This is a genomic window from Pseudomonas karstica (assembly GCF_009707515.1).
In the GTDB taxonomy this organism is placed as follows: domain Bacteria; phylum Pseudomonadota; class Gammaproteobacteria; order Pseudomonadales; family Pseudomonadaceae; genus Aquipseudomonas; species Aquipseudomonas karstica.
The window spans coordinates 1-14,608 of the sequence record NZ_WLYI01000043.1; the positions used below are offsets into that span (position 1 = coordinate 1).

Consider the following 14,608-nt stretch of genomic DNA (forward strand, 5'->3'; position numbering starts at 1 on the left):
CCGGCAGGACGCCGGTTTACCCGTGTTGGGCCATGGATGGCCCGTCGCGGCGGCCCACGGAGTAATGCCTGCGTTCGGGTATGCCGAGCCTAGGCGAGGCACCAAGTGGTGGGGCAAGAGCCCTTTGCTTACTTTGGGGCTTTTCCAAAGTGAGTCGCTGTAAAAGCGAAACCATAAGCCGCCCTGACCGCAGCAACGGATATGCCCCCACCCAACGCCCCCTAACGCTTCACCTGCTTCAACGTCTCGGCAATCAAAAACGCCAACTCCAGCGACTGATCGGCATTCATCCGCGGGTCGCAATGGGTGTGATACCGGTCCGACAAACCATCCTCGGTAATCGGCCGCGCACCTCCGATGCACTCGGTCACGTTCTGTCCGGTCATCTCGATATGAATCCCGCCGGCGTAAGTCCCCTCGGCTTCATGCACCTGGAAGAACTCCTTCACCTCGCTAAGGATCTGTGCGAAGTCCCGGGTCTTGTAACCGCTGCTGGCCTTGATGGTGTTGCCATGCATCGGATCGCAACTCCACAGCACCTGCTTGCCTTCGCGCTGTACCGCACGGATCAGGTTGGGCAGGTGATCGCCAACCGTGTTGGCACCCATGCGTGCGATCAGGTTGAGGCGGCCCGGGTCGTTATCCGGGTTGAGGATATCGATCAGGCGAATCAGGTCTTCAGGCTTCATGCTCGGGCCGACCTTGACGCCGATCGGGTTGTTCACCCCGCGCAGGAATTCGACGTGGGCACCGTCCAATTGGCGGGTGCGATCCCCGATCCACAGCATGTGGGCCGAGCAGTCGTAATAGTCATTGGTCAGGCTGTCGCGACGTACGAACGCTTGCTCATAGTTGAGCAGCAGGGCCTCGTGGGCGGTAAAGAAGTTGGTCTCGCGCAGTTGCGGCAAGCTGTCCATGCCGCAGGCGCGCATGAAGGCCAGGCTTTCATCAATGCGGTCGGCCAGTTGGCTGTACTTCTCGGCCAGGGCGGAGTTGGCGATAAAGTCCAGGTTCCACTTGTGTACCTGGTGCAGGTCGGCAAAGCCGCCTTGAGCAAAGGCTCGCAGCAGGTTCAGGGTGGCGGTGGACTGGTGGTAGGACTGCAGCAGTCGGTCAGGATCCGGCACCCGGCTTTTTTCGTCGAAACCGATGCCATTGACGATGTCGCCCCGGTAGGCCGGCAGGGTCACGCCGTCGATGATTTCATCGTTGGCCGAACGCGGTTTGGCAAATTGACCTGCCATGCGCCCGACTTTGACCACCGGGCAGCCGGCAGCGAAGGTCATGACGACGGCCATCTGCAGCAGCACCTTGAAGGTGTCACGGATTTTGGACGCAGAAAACTCGGCAAAGCTTTCCGCACAATCACCGCCTTGCAGCAGGAAGGCGCGACCGCTGCTGACTTCGGCAAACTGACGGCGCAACTCACGGGCTTCCCCGGCGAATACCAGGGGCGGATAACTGGCCAGGGTTTGTTCGACCTGCAACAAGTGGGCAGCGTCAGGGTACTGGGGTTGCTGCTGGATCGGCAGGGCGCGCCAGCTATCGGGGCTCCAGGGTTGGCTCATCATGAACTCAAGTGATTTATAGTCGGAGGGCCATGTTATCAGCAATTAGTGCGTGACCTGCTGCGGTCGGTTCGCGGACAATCCCGCCTTTCCCGCTTGGGACCAGGCGGCTGAATGGGTGTTAGGAGAAGCAATGACTGAGGAGCGTGTCGAGCGCCTGCTGGCCGAGGTCCATGATGACTTCGGCATGATCCGTGTGTTGGAAGTGGCCGATTACCGTTTCCTTGAGTTTGGCGACGCCATCGAGCAGAGCTGTGTGTTTACTGCCGATCCGAGCTGGCTGGAGTACGACTACACCCGGGCCATGTTGATTGGCGCGTTGTGCCATGAACGACCGGAAAGTGCGTTGTTTCTCGGGCTGGGCGCCGGCACCCTGACCCAGGCCTGCCTCAAGTTCCTGCCCCTGGAAGATGTCGAAGCCATCGAGTTGCGCCCCGATGTGCCGCGCCTGGCCATCGAGTTCCTGGGGCTGGATGACGATCCGCGCTTGTATATCCGCATTGGTGATGCCCTGCAGTTGCTGGAAACCGCAGAACCGGCGGATTTGATTTTCGTCGACCTCTATACCGATGTCGGACCGGGTGTCGGTCACCTGGCCTGGAATTTCCTGGAGAACTGCCAGAAGAAGCTCAATCCCGGCGGCTGGCTGGTGATCAATCAGTGGGCGACCGACGATGGCAAGCCGTTGGGCGCCGCCTTGTTGCGCGGGCTGTATCACCGGCATTATTGGGAATTGCCAGTGAAGGAGGGCAATGTGATCCTGCTGGTGCCGGCCGACCTGGATCAGGGGTTGGACCTGACGGCGTTGTCTGCCCGGGCAGAGAGCCTGGCACCGCAATTGGGCTATTCGCTGCAATCGTTGATCAAGGCCGTTCGGCCTGCGACCTGAAGGGGTGGCTTCACAGCCCCTTGAATACCCCGGGCCGTTTTTCAAGCATGGCCCGGACCCCCTCCTTGGCATCCTCGCTGTTAAGCAGTTTCTCCACCTGCGCGGGCAGCCCGGCGGCGGCGGCCGTCTCACCTTCGATGCGGGCCTGGCGCGCCGACATCAAGGTCGCCTGCACGCCCAGCGGTGCCTGTCGGGCAATGCGATTGGCCAATTCCAGTGCGCGAGGCAGCAGGTCTTCGCTGGCCATTACTTCTTGCACCAGGCCCAGGCGCAGGGCCTCGTGAGCATCGAACTCGTCGCCGGTGAGCAGCCAGCGCATGGCATTGCCCCAGCCGGCGATTTGATGAAAGCGCAGGGTCGCGCCGCCGAAAGGGAAGAACCCGCGCTGTACTTCCATCTGGGCGAAGCGAGTGTTGCTGGCGCACAGGTTGATGTCGGCTGCCAGCATCAGCTCGATGCCGACGGTCAGGCAGTACCCCTGAGCCGCAACGATCACCGGTTTACTGACCCGTGGCCCGGCAAACACGCCCCAGGGGTCACAGCCTCCCAATGGTGGTTGCCAGCCCTGGGCCATCGCCTGGCTAACGTTTGCCAGGTCCAGGCCGGCGGTAAAGTGATCGCCGTGGCCAAAGACAATAGCCACCCGCGCGTCATCATTACGATCAAATTCCCCATAGGCCAGGCTCAGTTCGTTAAGCAGTTCCAGGTCAAAGGCGTTGCGCTTGGTCGCCCGGTTCAGCCCCAGCAACAGGACATGACCTTGTTGTTCACGGCTGACGCGACTGTTGCTGGCTTGATTCATGGGGTGTGTCCTCGGGCGCAAAGGGGGGCGTTCGGACCGACGGGCCCGCTGCGAAAGGTGAACCGTTTAAGCGTCATGATCAACAGGGCCGGGCCTTAGAAAAATAGACGCTGGTGCGATGATGTGCAAAGCCTGTGGTATAGAGCCGTTTATTGGGGGATTCCGATAAAAAAAGCTCCCTTTTTCAGCTATTTCCGGTATAGTGCGCGCCGGCCTTTAACCGGGCCGCGTTTAGGTAGTGCAATTCCCCGAAGCCAGCTTCGGCTGCTCGTTCGCACAGCGGACTCTTCCTTGACGAATCTTTTCCATTCATTCGTTTTCGCAAATCCCCGCCGACAAAGCAGCCAGGGCGACTCTTGAGTCTCAACACGGCATGCGCAGCTTTGGAGCATGGGTCTTTGCGGATGCACTTAGAGGCAGACCCATGACCCAGGAAACCGGCGGCTTCGCCGCTTTTAATCTTAACCCGAATATTCTTGCAGCCGTCATCGCGACTGGCTACGAAGAGCCTTCGGCTATTCAGCAGCAATCGATCCCGATCATCATGGCCGGCCAAGACATGATTGGCCAAGCGCAAACCGGTACCGGTAAAACCGCCGCGTTCGCCCTGCCAATCCTGCATTGCATCGATCCTGCCAAGCGCGAGCCGCAAGCCCTGATCCTGGCGCCAACCCGTGAGTTGGCGCTGCAAGTAGCAACCGCTTTCGAAACCTATGCCAAGCAAATGCCGGGCGTTACCGTTGTGGCCGTTTACGGCGGTGCGCCTATGGGCCCACAACTGAAAGCAATCCGGAATGGCGCACAGATCGTTGTTGCCACTCCGGGCCGTCTGTGCGACCACCTGCGTCGTGACGAAAAAGTTCTGTCGACCGTGAACCACCTGGTTCTCGACGAAGCTGACGAAATGCTCAAGCTGGGTTTCATGGATGACTTGGAAGTCATCTTCAAGGCCCTGCCGCCAACCCGTCAGACCGTACTGTTCTCGGCCACCTTGCCACAGTCGATCCGTGCCATTGCCGAACGCCATCTGCGCGATCCGCAACACGTGAAGATCCAGACCAAGACCCAGACGGTTACCGCGATCGAACAGGCTCACCTGTTGGTTCACGCTGACCAGAAGACCTCGGCTGTATTGAGCCTGCTGGAAGTCGAAGACTTCGACGCCCTGATCATGTTCGTGCGCACCAAGCAAGCGACCCTGGACCTGGCCAGTGCTCTGGAAGCCAAAGGCTACAAAGCCGCTGCGCTGAATGGTGACATTGCCCAGAACCAACGTGAGCGCGTGATCGAGTCCCTCAAGGATGGCCGTCTGGACATAGTTGTGGCGACCGACGTTGCTGCTCGTGGCCTGGACGTTCCGCGCATCACTCACGTGTTCAACGTTGACATGCCATACGATCCGGAATCCTACGTTCACCGTATCGGCCGTACTGGCCGTGCCGGTCGCGAAGGTCGTGCACTGCTGTTGGTGACTCCACGTGAGCGCCGCATGCTGCAAGTGATTGAGCGTGTAACCGGTCAGAAAGTTGCCGAAGTCCGCCTGCCGGATGCCCAGGCCGTTCTCGATGCTCGCATCAAGAAGCTGACCAACAGCCTGTCGCCGCTGGTGGCTGACGCTGAGTCGACCCACGGTGATCTGCTGGACCGCCTGACCGCCGATATCGGTTGCACCCCGCGTGCCCTGGCTGCAGCCCTGCTGCGCAAGGCTACCAACGGTCAGGCATTGACCCTGGCAGCGATTGAGAAAGAACGTCCACTGGTGCCGAACAACGCTCCGCGCGGTGATCGTCCAGAGCGTTCCGGTGACCGTCCGGACCGTGGTGATCGTGAGCGTCGCGCTCCGGTTCCATTGGCCGAAGGTCGTGCTCGCTGCCGCACCGCGCTGGGCGCGCGTGACGGTATCGCCGCCAAGAACCTGCTGGGCGCTATCCTCAATGAGGGTGGCCTGGCACGTGAAGCCATCGGTCGCATCCAGGTGCGTGACAGCTTCTCCCTGGTGGAGCTGCCGGAAGATGGTCTGGAGAAACTGCTGACCAAGCTGAAAGACACTCGCGTTGCCGGTAAGCAGCTCAAGCTGCGTCGCTATCGCGAAGATTGATCCGCTCTCGGGCTGATTGATCGAAGATAAAAAATCCCCGACTGGTTCGGGGATTTTTTTGCCTGGGATTAACCAAACCTGTAAATGTCCATGCCCAGCGTACCCATGGTAAAGCCTTGATGGGCCACACTGAATGCTCCGCCTGCACCTCGCGCGAAGTACAGAGGCAGCAGATGTTCATCACTGGGGTGACTGCGCACGGCATGGGGCGCCTGGCGGCGGTAGTCGTGCAACGCGGCTTCATCCTGGTTGGCGAGTTTGTCGACGATCCAGTCCCGAAACTCCCGTGCCCAGGGCTCGATACTTTCCGGGCCTGCACGCCAGTCCAGGTCACCCAGGTTGTGGGTGATGCTGCCTGAGCCGATCAGCAGTACGCCTTGCTCGCGCAGGCTGGCGAGTGCCTGCCCGACTCGGGTTTGTAGTGCCGGGCCCATGTGGCTGGGCATCGACACTTGCACCGTCGGGATATCGGCGCCTGGATACATCAGTGACAGCGGCACCCAGGTGCCATGGTCGAACGGGCGTTGGTTATCAATCTGCGCGTTCAAGTCGGCCGCCTTAAGAAGCTCGACGATCTGTGCTGCCAGTTGTGGTTGGCCGGGGGCAGGGTATTGCACGGCAAACAGTTCCCGTGGAAAACCACCGAAGTCGTGCCAGGTTTCTGGGGTCGGGTTGCCGCTCACCAGCAGTTCCTGGCTTTCCCAGTGCGCCGATACCACCACAATGGCCTTGGGGCGCGGTATCTCGGCAGCCAGGCGCTTAAGGGCCGGGCCGCTGGCACCTGGTTGCAATGCAAGCATGGGCGAACCGTGAGAGATAAACAGGCTGGGAAGCATGGCAGGGTCCTGAAGGGTAAGATGGATCCATCTTCAGCCAGATCATTGATCTAAATCTAATATAAGTTTTAGCACTGTTTGATCGAATTTTTTGGAGTGAATCATGGACCATGGGTTTTGGCATGAACGCTGGGCGCGTAATCAGATCGGTTTTCATCTGCCCCAGGTTAATCCTTACCTGCCGCGACACTGGTCCGGGCTGGGTCTGGCGCATGGCGCTCAAGTGTTGGTGCCGTTGTGCGGAAAAAGTCTGGACCTGGTGTGGCTGGCCAGTCAGGGGTATCGGGTCCTGGGGGTCGAACTGTCGGAAAAGGCCATTGAAGAGTTCTTCAGCGAGCAGGGGATGACACCGCAGGTTAGCGAACGAGGTGTATTCAAGGTCTATCAGGTTGGGTCTATTGAGCTATGGTGCGGTGATTTCTTCGCCCTTGATGCCTCGGTGGTGGCTGATTGCACTGCGCTCTACGACCGTGCGGCGTTGATTGCCTTGCCACCCTTGATGCGGGAGCAGTATGCCGTGCACCTGGGCAGGATCCTGGTTCGAGGCTGCCAAGGGATATTGATTACCCTTGATTATGATCAGGTACAGAAGGCTGGCCCACCGTTTGCCGTGACTGGCGAAGAAGTACGCTTGCTCTATGGCGAGGGCTGGGAAATGGCTGTACTGCAGGAGCGGGACATTCTGGGAGAGAGTTGGAAGTTTGTGCAGGACGGTGTAACGCAGTTGGTGGAACGGGTTTATCGATTGACCAAGGGCTGAAACCCAACCACAAAAAAGGGGCGATTCAATCGCCCCTTTTGGTATCGCTGCTGGGGATCAGCCCCGACGGCGTAGCGCGTCGATCCGCTCTTCCAGTGGCGGGTGGCTCATGAACATGCGAGCCAGGCCTTGCTTGACGCCACCGTTGATGCCAAAGGCGTTCAGGGTGTCGGGCATGTGCACCGGCAAGCCCTGTTCGGAGCGCAGGCGCTGTAGGGCACCGATCATCGCGTTGGTGCCGGCCAGGCGGGCACCGGCTTCATCGGCCCGGAATTCCCGTTTGCGCGAGAACCACATCACGATCGAGCTGGCGAGGAAGCCCAGTACCAGTTCGGCGAAGATGGTCGCCACGTAATAGGCGATACCTTGGCCTCCTTCGTTCTTGAAAATCACCTTGTCGACGAAATTACCGATGATCCGTGCAAAGAACATCACGAAGGTGTTCACCACGCCCTGGACCAAGGCAAGGGTGACCATGTCACCGTTGGCCACGTGACCGATCTCGTGGGCCAGCACGGCCTTCACTTCATCGGGCGAGAAACGCTCCAGCAAGCCCTGGCTGACGGCAACAAGAGCATCGTTCTTGTTCCAGCCCGTTGCAAAGGCGTTGGCTTCATAAGCCGGGAAGATCCCGACCTCGGGCATCTTGATTCCGGCTTCGCGGGACAACTGCTCGACGGTTTGCAGCAACCATTGCTCATGCCGGGTACGTGGCTGAGTGATGATCTGGGTGCTGGTGCTCATCTTCGCCATCCACTTGGAGATGAACAGCGAGAAAATAGAACCGGCGAAACCAAAGACCGCACAGAAAACCAGCAGCTGATTGAGGTTCAGATCAACCCCGTTGGCCGCCATGAACCCGTTGAAGCCGAAAAGGCTCAGGGTGATGCTGGCAATCAGCACGACCGCCAGGTTAGTGGCCAAGAACAGCAGGATGCGCATCATGGTTGTAGAGTTCTCCTCATGCTTAATATGTCGCTTACTGCGGGGTATATAAGGTGCGGCACGAGGCTATTCAACCGAGCGACTATTTCAAACTGTGTCCTACAGCATGAATGTAAAGCCTTGAAGGGATATTCCGACGTTGGATGTTGGTTGTCATGCCTGTCCGATTGCCTCGCCACCCTGTAATTATTGGGTGGCGAGCCCTCAAGGTTGGAATTGGTGAGCACCGAAGGTGTTTATGATCGCGTAAGGAGGAGAAGTGTTGCCAGATAATCGCTGTACGGCTGTGGGGGCGCCGTACAGCGAAAAGGCTATTACTGGCGATAGGACTTCAGGAAGTTGCCGATGCGACCTATGGCCATGTCCAGGTCATCCACTCTGGGCAAAGTCACCACGCGAAAGTGATCGGGCCACGGCCAGTTGAATGCAGTGCCCTGGACCACCAGCAGCTTTTCCGATAGCAGCAGGTCGAGTACGAATTTCTCATCGTTGTGGATCGGGCAGACTTTCGGGTCGATTCGTGGGAAGGCATACAGCGCGCCCATGGGCTTGACGCAAGTGACGCCGGGAATGTCATTGAGCAGCTCCCAGGTACGGTTGCGCTGCTCCAGCAGCCGGCCTGGAGGTAACACCAAGTCATTGATGCTTTGATAGCCGCCGAGGGCGGTCTGGATGGCATGCTGGCTCGGCACGTTGGCGCACAAACGCATGTTGGCCAGCATGTCGATGCCTTCGATGTAGCTCTGGGCATTGTGCTTGGGGCCGGAAATAGCGACCCATCCGGAGCGGAAACCCGCTACCCGATAGGATTTGGACAGGCCGTTGAACGTCAGGCACAACAGGTCCGGTGCCAGGGATGCTGTGCAAATGTGGACAGCATCATCGTAAAGGATCTTGTCGTAGATCTCGTCGGAGAACACCACCAGGTTGTGCTGGCGGGCCAGTTCCAGCATGCCCAGCAGGACTTCCCTGGAATACACGGCGCCGGTGGGGTTATTCGGGTTGATAATTATCAGTGCCTTGGTATTCGGGGTTATTTTGGCCTTGATATCAGCCAGGTCCGGAAACCAGTTGGCCTGCTCATCACACAGGTAGTGCACTGGGTGGCCACCTGCCAGGGTCACGGCGGCGGTCCAAAGCGGGTAATCGGGTGCCGGCACCAGTACTTCGTCGCCATTATTGAGCAGGGCCTGCATGGACATGACGATCAGTTCGGAAACACCGTTGCCCAGGTAGATGTCTTCAATGCCGACACCTTCGACCTGTTTTTGCTGGTAGTACTGCATGACCGCCTTGCGGGCGCTGAACAGACCTTTGGAGTCGCTATAGCCCTGGGCAGTGGGCAGGTTGCGAATCACATCCTGGAGAATTTCATCAGGCGCTTCGAAACCAAAGGGTGCCGGGTTGCCGATATTGAGCTTGAGGATGTTATGGCCTTCCTCTTCCAGGCGTTTGGCGTGCTTGAGCACTGGGCCGCGAATGTCGTAACAGACGTTGGCGAGCTTGTTCGATTTGCTGACCTGCATGGCGATGTGATCCTGAAAATGAACGATCCAGACGGTGTGCGCACTACTACCATACCGGGAGCTCGCGTTGGCTGTGTGTATTGCACCCATAAATACGTTTGAACGCCGGTAACGCGGGTGCCAGACTGACGTTTTGACGAGGCGCAATCATACGTGCCCCCTGATCCGTGGAAAAGACACAGATCAGGCTTTTTCAATTGCCGAGGTGTATCGATGGACAAGTTGGAGAGAACGCTCCAGGAGTGGCGAGCGATGCTGGACCCGGAGCAGTACAACGTTTGTCGCCTTAAAGGCACCGAACGACCATTTTCGGGCAAGTACAATGGCACCAAGACAGATGGGGTTTATCACTGTATTTGCTGCAACGAGCCGTTGTTCGATTCAACCGCCAAGTTTGACTCTGGTTGCGGTTGGCCAAGCTTCTACGCGCCGATTGCTGAAAACGCCATGACGCAAATCCGTGACGTTAGCCACGGCATGATTCGCACTGAAGTCGTGTGTGCCAAGTGCGATGCGCATCTGGGTCATGTATTTCCTGATGGCCCGCCACCCACTGGTTTGCGGTACTGCATCAACTCGGTGTGCCTGGATCTGGTTCCACGCTAGGTTATAGCCTCGACCGAGGGGCGGGCAACGATCACCTGTAGCCGCTGGCGCAGCCTGCGATCGGCTGCGCAGCAGTCGCCTGGGCCTTGAGATTGCTGAAGGTCCTGCGGCCCTTATCGCAGCCTCGTACCTCGACAGCGGCTACAAGGACCGTCGATCACTGATCCTGTAGCCGCTGGCGCAGCCTGCGATCGGCTGCGCAGCAGTCGCCTGGGGCCTTGAGATTGCTGAAGGTCCTTCGGCCTTTATCGCAGCCTCGTACCTCGACAGCGGCTACAAGGACCGTCGATCACCGATCACTTGTAGCCGCTGGCGCAGCCTGCGATCGGCTGCGCAGCAGTCGCCTGGGCCTTGAGATTGCTGAAGGTCCTTCGGCCCTTATCGCAGCCTCGTGCCTCGACAGCGGCTACAAGGACCGTCGATCACTGGTCACCTGTAGCCGCTGGCGCAGCCTGCGATCGGCTGCGCAGCAGTCGTTTGGGTTTTGAGATTGCCGAAGGTCCTGCGGCCCTTATCGCAGCCTCGTACCTCGACAGCGGCTACAGGGGACCGCCGATCACCGATCCCCTGTAGCCGCTGGCGCAGCCTGCGATCGGCTGCGCAGCAGTCGTCTGGGTTTTGAGATTGCCGAAGGTCCTGCGGCCCTTATCGCAGCCTCGTGCCTCGACAGCGGCTACAGGGGACCGCCGATCACCGATCACCTGTAGCCGCTGGCGCAGCCTGCGATCGGCTGCGCAGCAGTCGCCTGGGGCCTTGAAATTGCCGAAGGTCCTGCGGCCCTTATCGCAGCCTCGTGCCTCGACAGCGGCTACAAGGACCGTCGATCACCGATCACCTGTAGCCGCTGGCGCAGCCTGCGATCGGCTGCGCAGCAGTCGTTTGGGTTTTGAGATTGCCGAAGGTCCTGCGGCCCTTATCGCAGCCTCGTACCTCGACAGCGGCTACAGAAGCCCGTCGATCACTGGTCACCTGTAGCCGCTGGCGCAGCCTGCGATCGGCTGCGTAGCAGTCGCCTGGGCCTTGAAATTGTTGAAGGTCCTGCGGCCCTTATCGCAGCCTCGTGCCTCGACAGCGGCTACAGGGGACTGTCGATCACCGATCCCCTGTAGCCGCTGGCGCAGCCTGCGATCGGCTGCGCAGCAGTCGTTTGGGTTTTGAAATTGCCGAAGGTCCTGCGGCCCTTATCGCAGCCTCGTGCCTCGACAGTGGCAGGTTATGGGCGGTTATAAGTCCTGATAATTAAATTGCGCGCAATTGAATTGCCCACTATGTTCTTATCATCTTCCCCCCCCGAGGCGCCGTCATGAGTGACAACCTGCTGAGCATTCCTTGTGCCACCATCAAGGGTGAGCAAAAGACCTTGGCCGACTTTTCTGGCAAGGCGATCCTTGTGGTCAACACGGCCAGCAAATGCGGCTTCACCCCGCAGTACAAGGGGCTGGAGCAGCTCTGGCAGCAGTACAAGGACCAAGGCCTGGTGGTGCTGGGCTTTCCCTGCAACCAGTTCGGCAAGCAGGAGCCGGGTAACGAGGGCGCCATCTCCGAGTTTTGCGAATTGAACTACGGTGTCAGTTTTCCGCTTTTCAAGAAGATTGATGTCAACGGTGCGCAGGCTCATCCTTTGTTCGTGCAGCTTAAAAAGCAAGCGCCGGGGTTGCTGGGCTCCAAGGGTATCAAGTGGAACTTCACCAAGTTTCTGATCGGGCGCGAGGGTCAGGTGGTCAAGCGTTTTGCCCCCACTACCAAGCCTGAGAACCTGACGCAAGAGATTGAAGCACTGCTCAAATGACTGAGTTGTCTACCGAGTCGCTGGCCCTCGATAGCCAGTTGTGCTTCAAGTTATACGCAGCGTCGCGAGCGGTGACGCGGGCCTATAAGCCGATGCTTGACCAGTTGGGCCTGACCTATCCGCAGTACCTGGCGATGCTGGTGTTGTGGGAGTGGGAAGACGTCGCACCGATACAACCGACGGTCAAGGCCCTTGGCAAGCGTTTGTTGCTGGACTCCGGTACGCTGACGCCGCTGCTCAAGCGTCTTGAGCAGTTGGCCCTGATCAGGCGCCAGCGCAGCTCACGGGACGAGCGGGAAGTGCACCTGAGCCTCTCCGAGGCGGGTAGGCGCCTGCGCGATCAGGTCTGGCCGCTCAAGGCTCGCCTGTTGTGTGACTCCGGGGTCGACCTGAGCCAGGCAGATGCCTTGCGCCAGGGCCTGGATCAACTGCTCAAGCAGATCAAAGACGGGTCGTGATGGGCACCCACAGGTCCAGCAAGGCTTTGAGTTCTTCCCGGCGAAAGGGTTTGGCCAGGTAATCGTTCATCCCGGCCGCCCGGCAACGTTCCCGTTCCTCGGAGAGGGCGTTGGCAGTCAGTGCGACGATCGGCAACTGCGGCCAGCTTGCGCTGCTGCGAATCTGTCGACTTGCCTCATAGCCATCCATGACCGGCATGTTGCAGTCCATCAACACCATATCGAAGCTTTGCTCTTCCAGCTGCTTGAGTGCTTCGCCACCATGGGCTGCGACGATGACCAGGCAACCAAGCTTGCTGAGCATGCCTTTGGCCACCAGTTGATTGACTGGATTGTCCTCCACCAGGAGGATGCGCGCGCGGTGGGCGGTAGGGCCGGTTTCCAGTTGGACCCGATCGAGGACCGGTTCTATGTCAGGACGCAAGTTGCGTTGCAGAATCTGGTATAGCGCATTGCGGCTCAACGGTCGTGCCTGCTGCTGTAAAGGCGCCAGGGCCGCCACTTCTTCGCTGGGCATGAAGTTGCCATAGGCGGTGACCAGCAGGATAGGCGCGCTGATGCCTGGGCGCAGGCGGAACAGACATTCCGGGCAGTCGGTGATCAGCAGGTCGGGATTCAGCACGCTCAGGTCATCGTCGATGGTGTAGCAGCGTGGCACCAGGCCCCAGCTTGGCAGCAAGTTGCTGAGCAACTCCCCCAGGCCGCTGCTGGCGTTGGTAATGGCCGCCACGTCGCCGGCCAAGGGCTTCAAGCGTACGATCGGGGTATGAATGGGCAGCGGCAGGTCGACGCTGAACTGGCTGCCGAAGCCGACTTCCGAACTGATGCTGAGGCGACCGCACATGGCCTCGCAAAGGTTGTGAGTCAGCGCCAGCCCCAGCCCGGTACCGCCAAACTGACGGGTGATGCCCGCGCCGGCCTGGGTGAAGGGTTGGAATATCTTCACTTGAGCGTCCTGGGCGATGCCGATCCCGGTGTCGCAGACCTCGATCCTGACGCCTCCCTGGTGTGCGCAAAGGCGCACATCGACTCGGCCAAAGCGAGTGAACTTCAAGGCGTTGGACAGTAAGTTGCTGACGATCTGCCGTACCCGGGTCGGATCACCGAGCACCTGGGCGGGAAACCGAGGATCGATCAGGCAGGTCAACTCGACGCTGGGTGCGGCGTTTTGTGACAACAGATTGGCCGTGTCTTCCACCAGCGCGCCCAGGTCGAACGGGATGCTCTCCAGCTCCAGCTGTCCGGCATCGAACTTCGATAGATCGAGAATATCGTTCAACAGTTCCACCAGTACTTTGCCGGAGTCATGGGCAATCGCCAGTTGCTGGCGTTGCTCGGCATTCAGTGGGCTGTCCAGAGACAGGGCAATCATTCCCAGCAGGCCATTGAGGGGCGTACGGATTTCGTGACTCATGTTGGCCAGGAACGCAGCGCGCGCCTGGGCCATGCCCAACGCCGTCATCTTCGCTGCTTCCAGTTCCTCGTTGGAGTGGCTCAACCGTTGATTGATGTTCTTGAGTTCGTTGGTGCGGGCACAAACGATATCTTCAAGTTGCCCCAGGTATTCGGTCAGGCGGTCTTCAGCATTCTGGCGCTGCTGGATTTCGATCTCCATGTTTTCAAACTGCTGATTGGCGACGTTTACCAGTACGCCGATTTCGTCAAGCTCGTGTCCTGCCGGGCAGTCCAGGCGGGTCTGCGGCACCCCGCGGGGGTTGCGTGTGCTCAGTTCGCGGATGATGCGTACCAGCGGCTGGGTGAGCATGACGTAGAACAGTCCCAGCAGGATTGCGGTCAGGAGCAGGCTGCGGGTAAAGCCGCTGAGCAGGGTGATCTCGGCACGGTGCAGGAAACGGCTGCCGAAAACGTAGGTGTCGACATTAAGGCGCAGCACCCCGAGAGATTCGGTGGGCATGTGAGCGAGATACAGTCGGTCTTCGAACTGACGGTTGGCGCCGAACAGGAAGTCGCTGATGGGGCGGTAGCTGCCTTCCTTGCGCGGTCGGTCAACGTCAGCCAGCACGGTGCCGTTATTGTCGATCAGTTGTGCATGGGTTATAGCGGGGGAATGCAACAGCCCCCGTGTCAGCTCTTGAGCCAACTCGGCGTCGATGTTGTAGGCGATGCGCGATGCCGGGTTATGACTGATTTCGATCAGTGAGTGTATTTCCCGGTTGATGGAAGCGTCTTCGCTGGCATAATCGATGCCGATTTGGATCAGACTGAGCAAGGTTCCCAAGACGAAACCAACCAGCACAGTCAGTCTGGCTTGTTTATAAGACAAGCGGTGGGCGAACTTGATATCCATCGGGTGCTGAACCACTTTGCGTT

At 59.2% G+C, this 14,608-nt stretch carries 12 protein-coding genes; 6 read left to right on the plus strand and 6 right to left on the minus strand.

Annotated features, from left to right (window positions below):
* Positions 1 to 221: 221 nt before the first annotated feature.
* Positions 222 to 1,568 (minus strand): class II 3-deoxy-7-phosphoheptulonate synthase, encoded by a 1,347-nt coding sequence (locus tag GIR22_RS23320; protein ID WP_154745628.1) that lies wholly within the window; start codon positions 1,566 to 1,568, stop codon positions 222 to 224.
* A 133-nt stretch (positions 1,569 to 1,701) separates the two neighbouring features.
* Here GIR22_RS23320 and GIR22_RS23325 point away from each other — a divergent pair, with 133 nt between their 5' ends.
* Positions 1,702 to 2,457: a spermidine synthase gene (locus GIR22_RS23325; protein WP_154745629.1), complete on the plus strand. Its 756-nt coding sequence runs from the start codon at positions 1,702 to 1,704 to the stop codon at positions 2,455 to 2,457.
* A gap of 10 nt (positions 2,458 to 2,467) precedes the next feature.
* Here GIR22_RS23325 and GIR22_RS23330 read toward each other — a convergent pair whose 3' ends face one another.
* Positions 2,468 to 3,259, minus strand: a complete 792-nt coding sequence (locus tag GIR22_RS23330) for a crotonase/enoyl-CoA hydratase family protein (protein ID WP_154745630.1) — start codon at positions 3,257 to 3,259, stop codon at positions 2,468 to 2,470.
* 424 nt (positions 3,260 to 3,683) lie between these two features.
* Between GIR22_RS23330 and GIR22_RS23335 the strand changes: the two genes are divergently transcribed.
* The gene (locus GIR22_RS23335; RefSeq protein ID WP_154745631.1) at positions 3,684 to 5,357 is read left to right on the plus strand and encodes a DEAD/DEAH box helicase; all 1,674 of its coding nucleotides are present in this window, start codon (positions 3,684 to 3,686) and stop codon (positions 5,355 to 5,357) included.
* 68 nt (positions 5,358 to 5,425) lie between these two features.
* On the opposite strand, the gene GIR22_RS23340 is transcribed toward GIR22_RS23335, so the two are convergent.
* Positions 5,426 to 6,193: a DODA-type extradiol aromatic ring-opening family dioxygenase gene (locus tag GIR22_RS23340; protein ID WP_154745632.1), complete on the minus strand. Its 768-nt coding sequence runs from the start codon at positions 6,191 to 6,193 to the stop codon at positions 5,426 to 5,428.
* 103 nt (positions 6,194 to 6,296) lie between these two features.
* Here GIR22_RS23340 and GIR22_RS23345 point away from each other — a divergent pair, with 103 nt between their 5' ends.
* Positions 6,297 to 6,953 carry a thiopurine S-methyltransferase gene (locus GIR22_RS23345; RefSeq protein ID WP_154745633.1) on the plus strand — a complete coding sequence of 219 codons (657 nt, stop codon included), beginning with the start codon at positions 6,297 to 6,299 and terminating at the stop codon, positions 6,951 to 6,953.
* 57 nt (positions 6,954 to 7,010) lie between these two features.
* Here GIR22_RS23345 and htpX read toward each other — a convergent pair whose 3' ends face one another.
* Both htpX and GIR22_RS23355 read right to left on the minus strand, forming a co-directional pair.
* A complete protein-coding gene (gene htpX, locus GIR22_RS23350; RefSeq protein WP_154745634.1) occupies positions 7,011 to 7,898 on the minus strand; it encodes a protease HtpX in 888 nt (295 codons plus the stop codon).
* A gap of 314 nt (positions 7,899 to 8,212) precedes the next feature.
* A complete protein-coding gene (locus tag GIR22_RS23355) occupies positions 8,213 to 9,424 on the minus strand; it encodes a pyridoxal phosphate-dependent aminotransferase (protein WP_154745635.1) in 1,212 nt (403 codons plus the stop codon).
* A 213-nt stretch (positions 9,425 to 9,637) separates the two neighbouring features.
* Here GIR22_RS23355 and msrB point away from each other — a divergent pair, with 213 nt between their 5' ends.
* From msrB to GIR22_RS23370, 3 genes are all read left to right on the plus strand, one after another.
* Positions 9,638 to 10,030: a peptide-methionine (R)-S-oxide reductase MsrB gene (msrB, locus tag GIR22_RS23360; protein ID WP_154745636.1), complete on the plus strand. Its 393-nt coding sequence runs from the start codon at positions 9,638 to 9,640 to the stop codon at positions 10,028 to 10,030.
* Positions 10,031 to 11,333: 1,303 nt separating this feature from the next.
* Entirely contained in the window at positions 11,334 to 11,819 is a 486-nt protein-coding gene (locus tag GIR22_RS23365) for a glutathione peroxidase (protein ID WP_154745637.1), read from the plus strand.
* Positions 11,816 to 12,277, plus strand: coding sequence for a MarR family winged helix-turn-helix transcriptional regulator (locus GIR22_RS23370; protein ID WP_154745638.1), 462 nt, complete (start codon positions 11,816 to 11,818; stop codon positions 12,275 to 12,277). The genes GIR22_RS23365 and GIR22_RS23370 overlap by 4 nt, the downstream gene beginning before the upstream one ends.
* Here the strand turns inward: GIR22_RS23370 and GIR22_RS23375 are convergent.
* Positions 12,261 to 14,585, minus strand: coding sequence for a hybrid sensor histidine kinase/response regulator (locus tag GIR22_RS23375; RefSeq protein WP_154745658.1), 2,325 nt, complete (start codon positions 14,583 to 14,585; stop codon positions 12,261 to 12,263). The two genes, GIR22_RS23370 and GIR22_RS23375, sit on opposite strands and share 17 nt — an antisense overlap.
* Between the last annotated feature and the right edge of the window lie 23 nt (positions 14,586 to 14,608).